A 15088-nucleotide genomic window follows, 5' to 3' on the forward strand; every position below is an offset into this window, starting at 1 on the left:
CCTGGTGATGTTGTCCGACTCCACCAATGCCGACTGCCAGGGCTACACAATGTCTGAACGGGTCGTGGGCGAGTTGTTCAGGGATACCTTCCGTGATGTCGAGGGACGAATCCTCGTCACGACTTTCGCATCGCACATAGAGCGTATCCAGCAGGTATTCGACGCAGCGTCCGCTGTGGGGCGGAAAGTCGGCATTGTCGGTCGGAGCATGGAAAACAATGTAAGGATCGCCACTGAACTTGGTTACCTCAGGGTGAAGGATGGCGTCCTCATGGACATCGAGGACCTGGAGGGGCTTCCCGCGAGCAAAGTGGTGATCATCACCACCGGGAGCCAGGGCGAGCCCATGTCAGCCCTCACGAGGATGGCCATGTCCGACCACAGGAAGGTGTCCATTGTCCCAGGGGACACGGTGATCATATCTGCAAGCACGATCCCAGGGAACGAGGTAATGATCGGGAGGACTATCAACCGCCTCTTCAAGCAGGGGGCGGAGGTCATCTACGAGCCTTTCTCCGGATTCCACGTGTCGGGCCACGCAAGCCAGGAGGAGCTCAAGCTCATGCTGAACCTGGTCCGCCCGACGTACTTCGTCCCCGTGCACGGGGAATACCGGCACCTCATCAAGCACGCACGACTCGCTCAGGAAGTCGGGGTGCCGAGGTCCAACATCTTCATCCCAGAACTCGGCGATGTCCTCGAATTCTCATCCGAGTCCGCCTCCGTCACAGGGCATGTGAGCGCCGGGCACCTTCTTGTGGACGGGCTGTCCGTAGGGACAGTGGGTAACGTCGTCCTGCGCGACCGGAAACTCCTGGCGCAGGACGGTATAGTCCTCGCGGTGGTCGCTGTAGACAGGGAGCAGGAGGCCGTGGTCGGGGGGCCTGAGATCGTCACGCGGGGGTTTGTGTATGTCCGGGAATCGGAGGAGCTCATCGAGGAAATGCGCGAGGTGACCATGAACGTACTCGAGGACTTCGACAAGGAGAGGAACTTCGAGATCCCTGCGCTCAAAGACCATCTGCGCCGGGCTCTGTCTTCGTTCTTGTCAGAGCGGACCGGCGGGCGTCCCATGGTAATTCCAGTAGTCGTGGACGTCTGATCCTCTGGGTCAGCGTGCAGCTCGCATGTGCGCCCACTTGGCAGGGGTTGTGTGGCAGGCCCGTTCGGGCCTGCCCTGTTGTCTGCCCAGCAATACATAAACTGCTTGCTCCGACCCGCATACTAAGCGTATTGAAGGTCGGAGGTGCGGGTCAGATGAGGGTGTCACCGCAGGACGCGCCGGGGACTCAGGAAGCGCCCCCGAAAGACGCATTGAAGGAATACGGGGAGGCCAAGACCCCCGCGACACCTGAAAGCAACATCCACGTTCTCACCATCGTTGGGCAGATAGAGGGACACACGGTCCTTCCACCGCAGAACAAGACAACGAAGTACGAACACATCATGCCTCAGCTCGTTGCCATAGAGCAGAACCCTGGAATCGAAGGCCTCCTCATCCTCCTGAACACCGTTGGGGGTGACGTCGAGGCGGGGCTTGCCATATCGGAACTACTGGCGGGCATGACCAAGCCTTCTGTAAGCATTGTGCTGGGAGGAGGCCATTCGATCGCGGTGCCAATCGCTGTGAGCTGCTCTTACTCGATGATAGCAAGCACTGCAACGATGACCATACACCCCCTCAGGCTCTCCGGCCAGCTTGTCATCGGAACCCAGCAGACATACGAGTACCTGGAGAGGATGCAGGAGAGAGTGATCAAGTTCGTTGCATCCCACTCCAGGTGCACGCCGGAGAGGTTCCGAGAACTCATGTTCCGCACGGGTGAGCTCCTTCGGGACGTCGGGACAGTGCTCGTCGGGGACGACGCTGTCGCGGCAGGGCTCATAGACTCTGTGGGAAGTCTGAAGGACGCCCTTCGGAAACTGAACGAGTTGATCGAGGCGAAGAGGAAGGTGGGCACGGCCCGAAAGGGGAGAATCCGCTGATGTTGTACACCATTATACCTGTGGAAGAGATCTGGGGCCCTGATCCTGCTCTGGCCGATATCCCTACATTGGCAGTTGTGGGCGGGACGCAGCTCCTCGTCACCCGGCTGCCCGACGGGACGGGGCGGGTTGAGAGACTGCTTTCCACCAATCCCTTCGACTACCTCAACGTAGACTTCACACCCGGGGCGATTCTGGACGCAGGTGTGATACAATGATACTCAGGGCAGCGTCGGCTTCATAGGACCCGAACCGGCGACATAAGGTTGTGTGAACCCAGGAATCGCCGGCGAGGTCTTTTGTGTGATGATTGCGCTGATTCCGTTTATAATTGGCGTTGCCCTTTTCCTGCTGTCAATCACCGCTATGAGCAGGGCGCTGTCGTCCCTTGTCCGTGTGAGGGCCAGCGTGGCGCTGCAACAGGCCGCGGTCCTTCCGGCTTTCATCTCTGGGCTCGTGGTGACGGCGATGGTGCAGAGTTCCAGCCTTGTAAGTGTGGTTCTTGTTGGACTCGCGGAGGCCGAGATGCTATCCCTCGGCTCCGCGTTCGCGGCGGTGCTGGGGGCGAACGTCGGGACAACGCTGACCGCCCAGATTGCAGGAGTCAGACCAGGGTGGCTGGGATGGGCCGCCGGGTGCGCGGGGATTGTGCTCGTAATCTCTGGCAGGCGGCGCGGGGACCGGGGGCACGTGGGTCGGGCTGCTCTGGGTCTCGCCGGCCTCATACTCGGCCTTGGGCTGATGGAAAGTGCGTGTTCAGGAGCGACGGACTCGAAGACGCTCAGACTGGTCCTGACTCTCTCCTCAGTGAACCCGCTCCTTTCGGCGGTGGTGGGGGCTGCGGCGACGGCTGTGATCCAAAGCAGCAGTCTCTTCAGTTCGATTCTTGTCTACCTTGCCAGGTCGGGTCTTGTGCCCGTAGAGGCAGCGGTCTCCATGGTGATCGGAAGCAACGTCGGGACATGTGTGACCGCGCTCATTGCCTCATTCGGGACCCCGGGGTCCGGAAGGGCGCTCGCCCGGGCGAACGCGTTGTTCAATTTCATTGGGGCCTGCGCGTTTCTTCCATTCGTGCGTCCGTTCTGCGCTCTTCTGGAGTTGTTTTCGCCTGATCCGGGACGGCTTGTGGCGAACGCACATTTTCTGTTCAATGCCATTACTGCAGCGGCTTTTCTGCCGGTCGCGCCGAGTTTTGCCGCCCTGGTCAGAGGCAGCCGCATGCCGGGAGTGAGAGTCCGACGACTGCGATCTCTGCTGTGTTCCTCGGGATCCTCCAAGGGCTGACGGAGTTCCTCCCCGTTTCGAGTTCGGGGCATCTGGCACTTGCCCACCGACTGGTGGGGACATCGGGCACCATTGTCTTCGACGTCGGAGTGCACGTGGGCACTGCCCTGGCAGTTGCAGTGGTCATGAGGCGTGAACTAGTATCGGTGATCCGCGGGTTTGTCAGTGCGCCTTTCCGAAAGGACGGCAGTGCCCGGCTGGGGATACTTCTCATCGTCACCACGATACCCGCCGCGGTTGCGGGTTACGTGTTTCATGACCTTGTGGAGCAGGCTTTTGACTCGGTGGCCCTAGTTGGGCTGGGTCTGCTCGTGACTGGCCTGTTGCTCTTCGCTGTCGAGAGGCCGGGACCGGGCGGCGCCCGACGTGGTAGCGTAGGGGTGACGCAGATGCGGCTCTGGGACGCTTTGGTTATCGGCATCGCACAAGCCTTTGCGATCCTCCCTGGCATATCTCGGTCGGGCGCAACCATATGCGCCGGCCTGGCCACTGGCCTGAAACGGGAGTTCGCAGCCTCGTATTCTTTTTTGGCGTCCCTTCCTGTCATCCTCGGAGCGGGCGTCCTCGAGGCCACGTCCGTGGATTGGTCCGGGATGGGCGGACAGGTGTTGCCCTTGGCCTTTGGGATGGCATCGTCGTTCGTTTCTGGAGTGGTCGCCATGACCTTCCTGTTGTCACTCGTCAGACGCCGCCGTCTGTCCGGTTTCGCGTACTACGTATGGGCAGTGGGGTTGGCCGCGCTCGCGTGGGGCTCGAGAGGATTGTGGCCCCTCGGGTAGAATTGTGACTGATGCCGAGGTGATAACCGTTGGCGAAGACAGTCTCGCGGCGCAGAGTGCGCAAGTCAGAGCATGACATGGGCCGCCCCGCTCACCCGGCGTTCGGGGGAGAACTCGGGGGAGAGGTGGGGGGCATATTCCTTCTCGGCGCGGCCGGCGTGGCTTTGGTGTCGCTTCTGCTTGCAGGTGTAGACCGCACCAGGACGGGATCCGTGGGGCTGGTTGGGGCCTTCATCGCCCAGGCTCTGGAAGTCGCGTTCGGCCGGGCGGCCTATGTAGTTCCACTGCTGTTCGCGTGCACCGGTGTGTTGATGCTGTGGCGAAAGACCGGGCTCCTCGTTGTGGTCAGGCTGGGCGGGCTCGCTGCGCTATCGCTTTGCACTGTGGTGTTGTTCGAAGTCGCCGCGTTCCGTGATGCCTGTCTCGGCCAGGACTTCATCGGGTATGTCACGAGCTCCGGATCTTCAGGGGGTGGAGCAGCCGGCGCCGCGATTACTTGGGTGCTCCTGGGCATGTTCGGGTACAGTGGGACCCTGGTTGTTCTCTCTGCCTTCGGTCTCACTGGATTGGTTGTTTTGACCAATGTACCAGTGCGAGTGGGCGTAACGTGGGCTTGGCGGAAGGCTGTGTGGGCACTGGGCTGCGTGGCGAGAGCAGTCCGCGGGGTGTTCAGCCTGATAGTGATGAACCTGTTCGAAGAGGGGACCCGGGGCAAGGAGACTGACGCGGAGGCGGAATGCGCCGTCTCCCGTGTGGACACCGGACCCGGCAGGGTTCCAGCCTTCGAGCCGGCGCCCACGGTTCCGGTCTCTCTCGATCCGCCTCAGCCCCAAGATCATGTCCGCCTGAAGCCGGCCCCGGCGCACGCGTCCGGGCTGGGCCAGGCTGCGCCGGGAGAGCCCGGGCATGAGGGCCCTCTGGAACTCGTCTTCCGGCGGTCGGCCCGCCCGCAGGAGAACGAACCGGGGGAGCCCCGGGCCCCCTCGCAGCAGCTCAAGCTCATCGAGGACTCACTCATTCGAGAATTGCCCCCTCTTTCGCTTCTCCGGTCGAGTTTCCGGAGGAAGATCCGGCGCGAGCCCCGGGACCCTGCAGAGCTCGTGAGGGTGCTCGAGGAGACGCTGGCGAGTTTCGGAGTCGCCGCACGGGTGGTCAACGTGAGCCAGGGGCCGATGGTCACCAGGTTCGAGGTGCAGCCGGGGGTGGGAGTGAAAGTCTCCAAGATCGTGAATCTTGCGGACGACCTGGCGCTGGCTTTCGCCGCTTCAGGTGTCCGCATAGAGGCCCCCATTCCAGGCAAGGCTGCGTTGGGAATAGAGGTTCCCAACAGGGAGAAGAATTTCGTTCTTCTCCGGGAGGTTCTTGAGTCCCCGGAGTTCCAGACGGCTGAATCCAGGCTGACCATCGCGCTGGGCAAGGATATCGCCGGGTCTCCAGTCGTTGCGGACATGGCGGATATCCTTCACCTTCTCGTGGCAGGGGCGACGGGGTCCGGCAAGAGTGTGTGTCTGAACGCCGTCATATGCAGCTTGCTGTTCAAGGCGACACCTGATGAGGTCAAGTTCCTGATGATTGACCCGAAGCGTGTGGAACTCTCAGTCTACGACGGGATCCCGCACCTTCTCGCCCCGGTGGTCACCGAGCCCAAAAAGGCCTCGGGCTACCTCAGGTGGGTCGTGGAGGAGATGGAGAACCGGTACCGCCTTTTCCAGCTTGCAGGTGCACGCAACATCGCACAGTACAACGACATGATCTCAAGAGGTGAGCTCGAGCAGTTCCTGCCCGACGACGAGGACGGCAGGGGCGATGCCCGGCCCGAGAGCCAGGATGCCCCCCAACCGAGGCCCCTCCCATACATCGTGGTAATCGTGGACGAACTCGCTGACCTCATGATAGTCGCGCAGGGGGAGGTCGAGGATGCCATCTGCAGGCTCGCATTCATGGCAAGGGCGGCCGGGATTCACCTCATTATAGCGACGCAGAGGCCGTCTGTGGACATAATCACTGGGATCATAAAGGCGAACATACCTTCGCGGATTGCGTTCGCCGTCTCCTCTCAGGTGGACTCCAGGATCATCCTTGACACGGCCGGAGCTGAGCGGCTGCTCGGAAAGGGCGACATGCTGTTCCATCCCGTCGGTCTTCCGAAGCCCATCAGGGTTCAGGGTGCTTTCATATCCGATGACGAAGTCGCTGACCTTGTTGCATTCCTGAAGCGGCAGGGTGCACCGGATTACCAGGCCAAGAGCATTGGGGGTTCCGATGCGAGAGCGGACGGGATCGCTGAGGACGATGAGCTCTTTGCGGATGCCGCCAGGCTGGTGGTGGAGACGGGCGAAGCGTCGATCTCGAAGATCCAGAGAAGGTACAGGGTAGGGTATGCGCGTGCAGCGAGACTCATTGACACCATGGAGGTTCTCGGTATAGTCGGCCCGTACGAGGGAAGCAAGCCCAGGAAGGTTCTCATGACCTCAGATGAACTCGAGGAGGCACTGTCTGACCGCCGCTTTTGACCAGGCTCGTCGAAGTACTATTCCGGAGGTGCGGCCTGCGTGAAGGAGATTGGGACGTTTCTCAAGGATGAGCGTGAAGCCAGAGGCATCACCATGGACCAACTCCGCGACGGAACCAAGATACGTACCCGCTATCTCGAGGCTATCGAACAGGGAGATTTCGACGCGATCCCCGGTGAGGTGTACCTCAAGGGCTTCATCCGCAGCTACGCTGAGTGCATAGGCCTCGATGGCCAGGAAGTTGTGGCCCGTTACAATGGGCTCAAGCGTGCGCAGGAGGTGTCGATGCTCCGCGAGGTCGAGCGGGAGAGAGCGTCCCGGGTCCAGCGGGTACAGAGAGAGGTGCGCTTGCGCCGGTCGGCCAGAGCCATTCGGTTCTTGGCAACTCTGCTTTTCGTCGGGTTTCTTGGAGTGGCGTTCTACCTCGGCGCAGTGGCTCTGGGCATTGTGGAATGGGGCCCACAAACGCCGAAGGAAGCCACTTCGGACGAGATAGGGAAAGGTGCAGCATCCCGTGCCGGGGCGACGGAAGCTCTCTCGCAAGACAAGGTCACGCCGGGGGCGCAGGTGACGCCCGCGCCTGCACCGGCAGAGGGGGACCGGGTCCCCGGTTCGTCCACGGGGCCGTCCCCCTCTGGGCACACCTTGCGCATCCATACCACTGAGCAATGCTGGGTGAGAGTGTGGGAGGATGGCCGCCTCGTCAGAGAGGGGATCCTCAAGCCTGGCGACAGTGTAGTCTTCCAGGCCAGTACGGAGATCCGGGCGAGAGTGGGCAACGCCGGCGGGATCAGATTGGAGTTCAACGGAATTGACCTCGGCGTCCCCGGCCGGCCGGGGCAAGTGGTCGACATCGTTCTTCCTCCACCCACCGGGCCAGAGGGACCGTGAGGGCGACACCGTTACTCCAAATGTCCTCGAGAGAACCTGAGTCCCTCGGTTGGGACAGGCCTGATGTCACCATCATGACCCCTGATTCCTGCCGGCCAACTTCCTCCGCCCAAGCTGTTCTTCGGCGTCGCTGCTGGCGTGGTGCAGCTCAGAAGGCACTCCTTGGACCCCAGAGGCTGAAGAACCGGCGCCGGATGAGGGAGGCCTAGGAGACGGCCTGGCCGGCGCGCCAGAGGAGGTGCCAGAGTGAGGACAGTCCAAGACCTCATAGACGACCTGAGTAGGCTTGAGGGCAGACTGCTTGACGAGACTGTCTTCGAGCTGTTCAAGCGCGGCCCGCGCGCTCTGGACCGGTTCGCCGGTTACTGGGAATCTGGGGCGACCCGAGCAGTCCAGGAGCGAATCATGGCTTCCATTCGCGCGAATTGGCCCCGGCTTCAGGAGACGCTCCTCGAGATACCCCCAAGGGGCATGGCATCCCACGGGGTGAAGTTCGCGATCGGGCTCGCTCCCGGGGATTCGCTCGCACGACGCGCTCAGCGCTGCGTAGATCAAGGCCTATCTGACACTGCCGCATGCATTGTTACAGCGCTGGCCCAGACCGGAGATGACTCGGCGGACCTCGCGATCCTCCGCGCCCGGCTGGCGATGGAGGCCTGCAGGCCGGAGGCAGCCGTCACTGAGCTGACTCGGTTCCACAGGGTTCCCGGTTCTCAAGCCGACGTGGACCTCTGGTTGTCCAGGGCCCTGATCGCGTCCGGAAGGCCCGATGAGGCCTCGAAGACACTCCTCCAACGGGTCCCAGGCCGACCTCCGCAGGGGGCCGAGTCTCTCTTTGAGCCGGTCGCCGTCATGGTATTCGGCGGGCTCACCGCTGCCTTGGCCCGAGTGATCGCTGCCGTGGCTGTGCAGGGCGACCCCCAAGGTTGCCAGGACATTGCGGAAACCCTGGCGGCATGCACGTGTGCGAGGGCGGAGGCGGGCGCAGCACAGGCCGAGCGTATCTCGGATCTCCTCTACGCATTTAAGGAGGACGTGGACGCGTTGCGCTCGGTAAACTCCCAGATGGATGGAGCCCCGATTCCGTTGGAGGCCGCCGCGAGCGAGCTTGTCGGTGTCTCCACACGGGCATTGGAGAGGATCCGGGCCCTGTGCCGGAGAATCAGTGCCTTAACACACCTCAGGCAGGATCGTGTGGACGTCTCCGCTGTGGCGAAGCGGGTCGCCGCCGGGACCAAGGCGGAAACAGAGGCGGGCATGGGCGAGTGCGTCGTGACGGGAGATGAGGAAGCGATCGCCCTCGCGGTTGCGGGGATCCTCGAGGATGTTTGCTCGAGGCCAGGGGCAAGCGAGGTCCGCCTCTCTGTGAATCGTCGGGATGGCGAAGTATGCGTGCTCCTGGCGGCCAGATTCCACGGTTCGTCTCAGGTTGCGGACACTGTCCTCGGCTTGACACACAGTGCCAGGGAGCTACCAGACGCCTATGTGGCTGCGGGCAGGGTGGCCAGGGCGCACTGGGGCGGATTTCGAGTCTACCACACAGGCGAGTGCTTCCGGGTGGAACTCGCCTTTCCGCCGGAGGGGCCGGGCGCCTTATCTCCCCTCCAGGCGAGCTTGGTTCAGATGCTTGACCCCAACAGCAGCCGGGACGCCGAGAGGATAGCGGGTGTGCTGAGAGCGCTTACGCCGGCCGAGGCCGCGCGCGCCTCCGTGGAGGCGGCAACCCAGGCGGAGGGTGACGCATGGGCGCGCGGGCTCGAGAGGTCCGATGAACTGATTCAGACTCTTGTCGAAGGTTTCGAATCAGTCAGGAGAATGGCTTCCTCCGGCGCGCCTTCCCACGTTCAAGTCGAGGCGTGCTTGGCCCGAATGGCACAGGGCTTCACGCAGGCCGAGCAGGGCGAGCAGGGTGGTGCACTTGCAGGTTCGGTGGAGTGGGATGTCCCTCAAGACGCCCCTTACTCCGTGGAAACAAGGAGCGCTCTTCGGTCTGCTCATCTGATGATAGAAGCGGCAAAGTCAGGAGCGCTCCCGTCGGACCAGGCGGCCCTCCCCGGATTCCTTTTGGGGAAGGCTGTTCAGATAGAGGCCGAGAGAAGACTCGGCGGCCAGGTGCTGGCACACCGGCTTCTGCCGCGGGCGTTGGACGCCAGTCGAGATCGTGGAAAGAGACGGAGAGAGATGAAGCCCGAGGTGGTCCAAAGGGTCCTGGCGGATATCCCCGAAGGAGTGTCCGCGAGCCGCGCGAAAGGAGGGCTCGAGCGCCTTCTCGTCCGGATTGTGGAGGGCAGTGCCCGCGGGCTCACCGACTCCCCGTTCCTCCTGGGTCTGGCTGTGCTTTGCTTCGGACTGGACTACAGTCCCGATGTCGCTCGTCCTGTTGGCCAGGCTCTGGTGCGCTTCGGTGCACTGGCCCAGGACGCGGAGAAGGCTCCCGGATCGGTGGATATGGGCGAGCTCGAGGATTCGGCCCACACGGTCCTCGAGCTTCTGTGGGCCGGAGGTGCACGGTGATGGAGTGCGTACTGGTCAGAGGAGTGGAATACGTAATCGACACCGTCGACCGGTGCGACATTGACACCCTTGTCGGCCTGTTCAATGATGCCTACAGCCACTACTATGTGGAAACGACAGTCACGCCTGATAGACTGCTGGGACTCGTGGAACGAGAGGACATATCGGTCTCCGATTCGTTCGTGGCGTATTCGGAGGGTCTGGCAGTGGGCGTCGTGTTCCTCGGGATACGGGGCGACAGAGGCTATATCTGCGGGATGGGGGTCCGCAGCTCGTATCAGGGGCGAGGACTCGGCGAGGCCCTGATGCGGGCGGCACTCGTCCGCGCGAGCCAACTTGGGTTGGCTTCGCTTCAACTGGAAGTGGTGGAACAGAATCACCGCGCACGGGCTCTCTACTCCAAGCTGGGGTTCAGGGTGACACGAACCCTCGGAGTGTGGGCCCGGGACCACCCAGCTCCAGCCATGCCCGAGACTAAGGCCTGCGCAGTCTGGGTGCGGGGAGAGAGTCCCCACGACGCCCTTTTGCTTGTTGACACCTATGAGGACTCGAGGCCTTGCTGGCAGAATGAAGTGCAATCATTGGGCAAGATGGCATCCAGGCTTGAGGCGAAGATTGCCTGGTCGGGCCGGCGGAAGGTCGGGTACATCCTGTACAGGAACACCCCGCAGGGGCTTCTGGTGGCGGACTTCGGCGTGGTGCCTTCCACAGAGAGAGAAGCCATTGGGGAGATGCTAATGTACGCAGTGGACTGCGAGGCTGCCAGTGGACTCGCCCGGGGCGCTGCCTCAGGTACCGCCAGGGCCTACAACTTCCCAGTCGGAGGATACCAGGAACAGGTGCTCAGGGCACGTGGTTTCGAGTTGACCCTGGTCCAGCAGGAGATGGTGTTGTGCTTAAGACCGCTCTGACTACTTTTGCCGTGGTCTTCCTGGCTGAACTCGGTGACAAGACCCAGTTGGCAACGATGCTCCTGGTCGCAAGAGGCCAGTCGCCCTGTGCCGTCTTCATGGGGGCGGCGTCCGCTCTCATCGTCGCGTCTCTTTTGGGCGTGCTGGTTGGATTCGTTATAGCGAGGTACGTGCCTGCCGAGTATGTCCGCGTGGCGGCAGGCGCCGGGTTCGTGACAATGGGTGTGTTGCTCCTGCTTGGAAGGCTCTAGACAATAGTCCCAAAGGGGGTGTTCACGTGCCGCACATGCCAGTATTTCGACACTGTGCCTTTGTGCGCACCGTTGCTGTGTGCCTTCTTCTGTTCTGTGCTGTGTCGATTTCTGCCCGGGCAGCTGTTGCAGGGCCATCCCTCGAAGAACTACTGAAGAAGGCGGATGCTCATTACTCTCGGCGCATTGACCCCAGGGAGACAGACCAGGCTTTTGCCGTGCTGAAGCAGGCGGACTTGGCCTATCCGGGGACGAGCTCTGTCCTGTGGAGACTGGCCAGGATCAGCCACTGGAAAGCCACGAGGTTTCCTAAGAATGACAAGAAGAACCGGCTGGAATGGTTCGAAGTGGGCAAGGCCTACGCAGAACGGGCGACTCAGGCCAATCCCAACGACGCCGATGCCTTCTACTGGCTCGCGGCGCTAATAGGGGAGATAGGATCGGCGCGCGGGATACTCCAGAGCCTCTTCATGGTTGGCCCAATGAAGCAGGCCCTCGACCAGGCGCTCGCAATAGACCCGAACCACGCTTCTGCGCACTACGTCATGTCGGAGTTGTACCGGCAGGTGCCAGGCCCTCCTATATCCATCGGCAACCGCCAGAAGGCCGTGGCCGAGGCGAGGCTGGCGGTGAAGCTCGCTCCGGGAGACTCCTCGCACCAGCTGTCGCTGGCGCGTGCCCTGGTGGCCGTCCGCGAGTACTCCGAGGCCAGGCAGGTCTTCAACCACATACTGACCATGCCTCTTGATCCCGAGGACCCCGAGGGCACGAAGGAGGACCAGGAGGCGGCGAGGCAGGAACTCGCGGCGATTGCCGGGAAATGACCGAAGTTAGGCTTTCGTTCCGGTCACTTGGATGTGCCAAGAACCTGGTGGACACTGAGACAATGGCGGGCCTGGCCCGGGAGGCCGGCATTGAGATCGTGCCCGAAGGACCCGACACCGACGCTGTCGTGATCAACACCTGTGGGTTCATAGAGGACGCGGCACAGGAATCCGTCGACGCCATACTGGAGCTTGCCGAAAGACGCCGGTCGGGGCAGATCAAATGCCTGCTCGTGGCGGGATGCCTGCCACAGCGATTCGGCCGGTCCCTCATGTCCGAGATCCCCGAAGTGGACGGGATCATTGGCACAGGGGACTTCGACCGGGTCGTCGAAGCCGTCCGGGCCGTCCTCGGAGGGGACAGGCCTCAGTACCTGGGGCCGCCGGGTTATCTGGCCCCCGAGGATTCGCCCAGGGTGGTGTCGACACCCAGACACTACGCCTATCTCAAGATCTCCGAAGGCTGCGTCAACCTTTGTGCTTACTGTCTCATCCCGTCTCTTCGTGGCCCTCTCCGCTCGCGTCCCGTGGAGTCTATCATACGGGAGGCGCGGTCTCTCGCGGCCAACGGGATGAAGGAAGCCGTGGTCATAGCCCAGGACACGACCAGGTACGGCGAGGACCTGTACGGGAGACGATCTCTTCCCCGGCTTCTGAGACAGCTTGCCCTGGTTGAGGGTCTCGAGTGGATCAGGGTCCTCTATGCCCACCCGGCGAGGGTCGATGATGAACTCGTCGAGGTGCTCACAACCGAGCCCAAGATAGTGCACTACCTCGATATTCCCATGCAGCATGGAAGTGACGAAATCCTGGCCAGAATGAACCGTCGGGTCTCAGCCGCGGAGATGATCCGGGTGGTGGACAAGCTCAGACGGTCTGCCCCGGACGTGGTGGTGCGCACGTCTCTGATAGTCGGGTTCCCGGGTGAGACTGACCGCGATTTCGAGCGGCTCCTCGATTTCATAAAAGAGATTCGGCCCCAACGGGCCGGGGTGTTCCGCTACTCGCGGGAGGAAGGCGCTCCGGCTGCCGACATGCCTGATCAGGTCGAGCCGCCAATCGCGGAGGAGAGACGGGAGATCGCCATGGCCTTTCTCGCCGAGATTTCCCGGGGGTTCGGTGAGTCAAGAGTGGGAACAGTCCAGCGCGTCATGGTTGACGGGCCTTCGGACGAATCCGAACTGCTCGTGGAGGCGAGGTCCTACGCTGAGGCCCCTGAGGTGGACGGGGTCATCTTCGTCGGGGACCGGCTCCTTTCACCCGGTGACATGGTGGACGTCAAGATCACGGGGGCAAGTGAGTATGATCTGGCGGCCGAACGTGTCGAACCAGCTCGGACAGTCTGAAAGGAAAGGGAGAGGGAGGCAGCAGTCAGCTACCCCACGGCTAAACCCGGGGCTTGCGGTAAGCAAGCCTGGAGCTGACCAGCCTCAGCTCATCGGCCGTAAGGCCATCGGGCTGCGTTATTCAGGTAATGACACCCTGGGATGCGTGCCAGTTCCAGGCCCTGTCGCCCGGCATTAAACAGGCATACCGGCCGGATAGCCGTCCGGCATAGGCCCAGCTTCAAGTTGAACGGCTTCGACGTGCATCCAAAGTACCTGCGGCTGCTTGAAAAAGCCGATGGATACGAATATGCCCAGAGAGGGGGAAGCGGCGTCGCCTCCCCACGCCTGAAGGCGGGGACTCCCGACGCCGCGTAGTCTGGTGGTAACAGATGCAGTCCGAGCAGGTGCCTGCCTTGCATCAGGAGGCACCGTGCGCCCTACGGGAACAGCCCGCGAACCCTTATGGCTTCGGCCACTCTGTTCACAGATAGCACGTAGGCCCCTGTTCGCAGGCTCAGGTTCTTCTCGTGGGAGTACCTCCAGACCTCATCGAAGCTCCTGGTCATGATGCCGTCCAGCCGCATGTTGACCTCGGCCTCTGTCCAGTAGTATTGCTGCAGGTTCTGGACCCATTCGAAGTAAGAGACGACGACGCCGCCTGCGTTGGCCAGGATGTCGGGAACGACCACCGTGCCGGCCTCCTCAAGGATCTTGTCGGCCCCGGCCGTGGTGGGGCCGTTCGCCCCTTCCACGATCATCTTGGCCTTGACGTCTGCAGCGTTCTTCTCGGTGATCTGCCCCTGGATTGCGGCCGGGATCAGGAGGTCGACGGGCAACGTCAGAATCTCGGAGTTCGATATGGCGGCGACACCCGGGGCCGAATAGCCCTCGAGGAACTTGTGGGAGGCGACGTACCGGTTTACATCGGCGATGTCGAGGCCGGCGGGGTTGTATATGCCTCCAGTGATATCGCTCACCGCGACCACCTTGCATCCGAGCTCGCACAGTAAGGTTGCGGATACGGACCCGACGTTGCCGTAGCCCTGCACGGCCGCAATCGTTTCGGCGGGGGCACGGCCGAGCCGCTTGAGCAGCTCTCGGACGGTCATCATCACGCCGCGTCCTGTGGCTTCGCGCCTTCCGAGCGAGCCGCCGAGGTTGATGGGCTTGCCTGTGACCACTCCAGGAGTGAACACTCCCCGGAGCATCGAGTATGTATCCACGATCCATCCCATGATGGTAGAGTTCGTGTTGACATCAGGAGCGGGGATATCCTTGTCCGGGCCGATGATGGGGGCGATGCCCGACACATACCGGCGGGTGAGCCTACACAGTTCGTTCTCAGACAGGGAGGAGGGGTCGACCTTTATGCCGCCCTTGCCGCCTCCGTACGGTATGCCCACGACGGCACATTTCCAGGTCATCCACGAAGCCAGGGCCTTCACTTCGTCCATGTCGACGTCCGGGGCGTAGCGTATGCCCCCTTTGGCAGGGCCACGGGCAGTCGAGTGCTGGACCCGGTAACCTTGGAATACCCTGATACTCCCGTCATCCATCTGGATGGGGACCGAGACCTCGAGGATGCGCTCGGGCTCTGCGAGAATCGCGTGAATCCCGGGTTCGAGATTGAGAATCCGGGCGGCCGCAGCCAGTCGCAAGAGTACCTCGTCATACTGGCTATGTCCCATTTGACTACCTCCATTGTATACATGATACAGGATGCACATTAATCTTCGCCATCGGCATCACGGCTCCTTCCCGGCTGCGAAAAAAAAGCTCGACGGCTTGTCCGGGGAGGAAGCTGAAC

12 protein-coding genes and 2 pseudogenes are annotated in these 15088 nt (G+C 62.1%); 13 read left to right on the forward strand and 1 reads right to left on the reverse strand.

From position 1 onward, the window contains the following. The 13 genes and pseudogenes from NUW23_03735 to NUW23_03795 form a co-directional block, all read left to right on the forward strand. Positions 1-1102: ribonuclease J (locus NUW23_03735; GenBank protein ID MCR4425288.1), on the forward strand; the 1102-nt coding region annotated here is incomplete at its 5' end. Between the two features lie 155 nt (positions 1103-1257). Continuing rightward, positions 1258-1986 (forward strand): ATP-dependent Clp protease proteolytic subunit, encoded by a 729-nt coding sequence (locus NUW23_03740; protein MCR4425289.1) that lies wholly within the window; start codon positions 1258-1260, stop codon positions 1984-1986. After that, the gene (locus tag NUW23_03745) at positions 1986-2204 is read left to right on the forward strand and encodes a YlzJ-like family protein (GenBank protein MCR4425290.1); all 219 of its coding nucleotides are present in this window, start codon (positions 1986-1988) and stop codon (positions 2202-2204) included. The genes NUW23_03740 and NUW23_03745 overlap by 1 nt, the downstream gene beginning before the upstream one ends. An 88-nt stretch (positions 2205-2292) precedes the next feature. After that, complete coding sequence (locus NUW23_03750) at positions 2293-3270, forward strand: Na/Pi symporter (protein MCR4425291.1); 978 nt, start codon at positions 2293-2295, stop codon at positions 3268-3270. Further along, a complete protein-coding gene (locus NUW23_03755; protein ID MCR4425292.1) occupies positions 3243-4049 on the forward strand; it encodes an undecaprenyl-diphosphate phosphatase in 807 nt (268 codons plus the stop codon). Before NUW23_03750 ends, NUW23_03755 begins: the two co-directional genes overlap by 28 nt. 1025 nt (positions 4050-5074) lie before the next feature. Next, a pseudogene (locus NUW23_03760) lies at positions 5075-6562 on the forward strand (DNA translocase FtsK). 39 nt (positions 6563-6601) lie between these two features. Further along, positions 6602-7453 (forward strand): DUF4115 domain-containing protein, encoded by an 852-nt coding sequence (locus NUW23_03765; GenBank protein ID MCR4425293.1) that lies wholly within the window; start codon positions 6602-6604, stop codon positions 7451-7453. 246 nt (positions 7454-7699) lie between these two features. Beyond that, entirely contained in the window at positions 7700-9967 is a 2268-nt protein-coding gene (locus NUW23_03770; protein MCR4425294.1) for a hypothetical protein, read from the forward strand. Beyond that, positions 9967-10878, forward strand: a complete 912-nt coding sequence (locus tag NUW23_03775) for a GNAT family N-acetyltransferase (GenBank protein ID MCR4425295.1) — start codon at positions 9967-9969, stop codon at positions 10876-10878. The genes NUW23_03770 and NUW23_03775 overlap by 1 nt, the downstream gene beginning before the upstream one ends. Next, a complete protein-coding gene (locus NUW23_03780) occupies positions 10860-11129 on the forward strand; it encodes a TMEM165/GDT1 family protein (GenBank protein MCR4425296.1) in 270 nt (89 codons plus the stop codon). Before NUW23_03775 ends, NUW23_03780 begins: the two co-directional genes overlap by 19 nt. A 35-nt stretch (positions 11130-11164) precedes the next feature. Next, on the forward strand, positions 11165-11953 hold the full coding sequence (locus tag NUW23_03785; protein MCR4425297.1) for a hypothetical protein: 789 nt from the start codon (positions 11165-11167) through the stop codon (positions 11951-11953). Next, on the forward strand, positions 11950-13299 hold the full coding sequence (rimO, locus tag NUW23_03790) for a 30S ribosomal protein S12 methylthiotransferase RimO (GenBank protein ID MCR4425298.1): 1350 nt from the start codon (positions 11950-11952) through the stop codon (positions 13297-13299). The genes NUW23_03785 and rimO overlap by 4 nt, the downstream gene beginning before the upstream one ends. A gap of 189 nt (positions 13300-13488) precedes the next feature. Next, positions 13489-13656: pseudogene (locus tag NUW23_03795) on the forward strand (HNH endonuclease). A 62-nt stretch (positions 13657-13718) separates the two neighbouring features. On the opposite strand, the gene NUW23_03800 reads toward NUW23_03795, so the two are convergent. Continuing rightward, the gene (locus NUW23_03800; GenBank protein MCR4425299.1) at positions 13719-14969 is read right to left on the reverse strand and encodes a Glu/Leu/Phe/Val dehydrogenase; all 1251 of its coding nucleotides are present in this window, start codon (positions 14967-14969) and stop codon (positions 13719-13721) included. Positions 14970-15088: the final 119 nt, after the last annotated feature.

This window comes from Bacillota bacterium (genome assembly GCA_024655925.1).
Lineage (GTDB): Bacteria > Bacillota > DTU025 > DTU025 > JANLFS01 > JANLFS01.

Excerpts from the sequence above, each read along its gene's own strand:
- NUW23_03740 (MCR4425289.1), top strand. The coding sequence starts at position 1,258 with ATGAGGGTGTCACCGCAGGACGCGCCGGGGACTCAGGAAGCGCCCCCG.
- NUW23_03745 (MCR4425290.1), top strand. The coding sequence starts at position 1,986 with ATGTTGTACACCATTATACCTGTGGAAGAGATCTGGGGCCCTGATCCT.
- NUW23_03750 (MCR4425291.1), top strand. The coding sequence starts at position 2,293 with ATGATTGCGCTGATTCCGTTTATAATTGGCGTTGCCCTTTTCCTGCTG.
- NUW23_03775 (MCR4425295.1), top strand. The coding sequence starts at position 9,967 with ATGGAGTGCGTACTGGTCAGAGGAGTGGAATACGTAATCGACACCGTC.
- NUW23_03785 (MCR4425297.1), top strand. The coding sequence starts at position 11,165 with ATGCCAGTATTTCGACACTGTGCCTTTGTGCGCACCGTTGCTGTGTGC.
- rimO (MCR4425298.1), top strand. The coding sequence starts at position 11,950 with ATGACCGAAGTTAGGCTTTCGTTCCGGTCACTTGGATGTGCCAAGAAC.
- NUW23_03800 (MCR4425299.1), bottom strand. The coding sequence starts at position 14,969 with ATGGGACATAGCCAGTATGACGAGGTACTCTTGCGACTGGCTGCGGCC.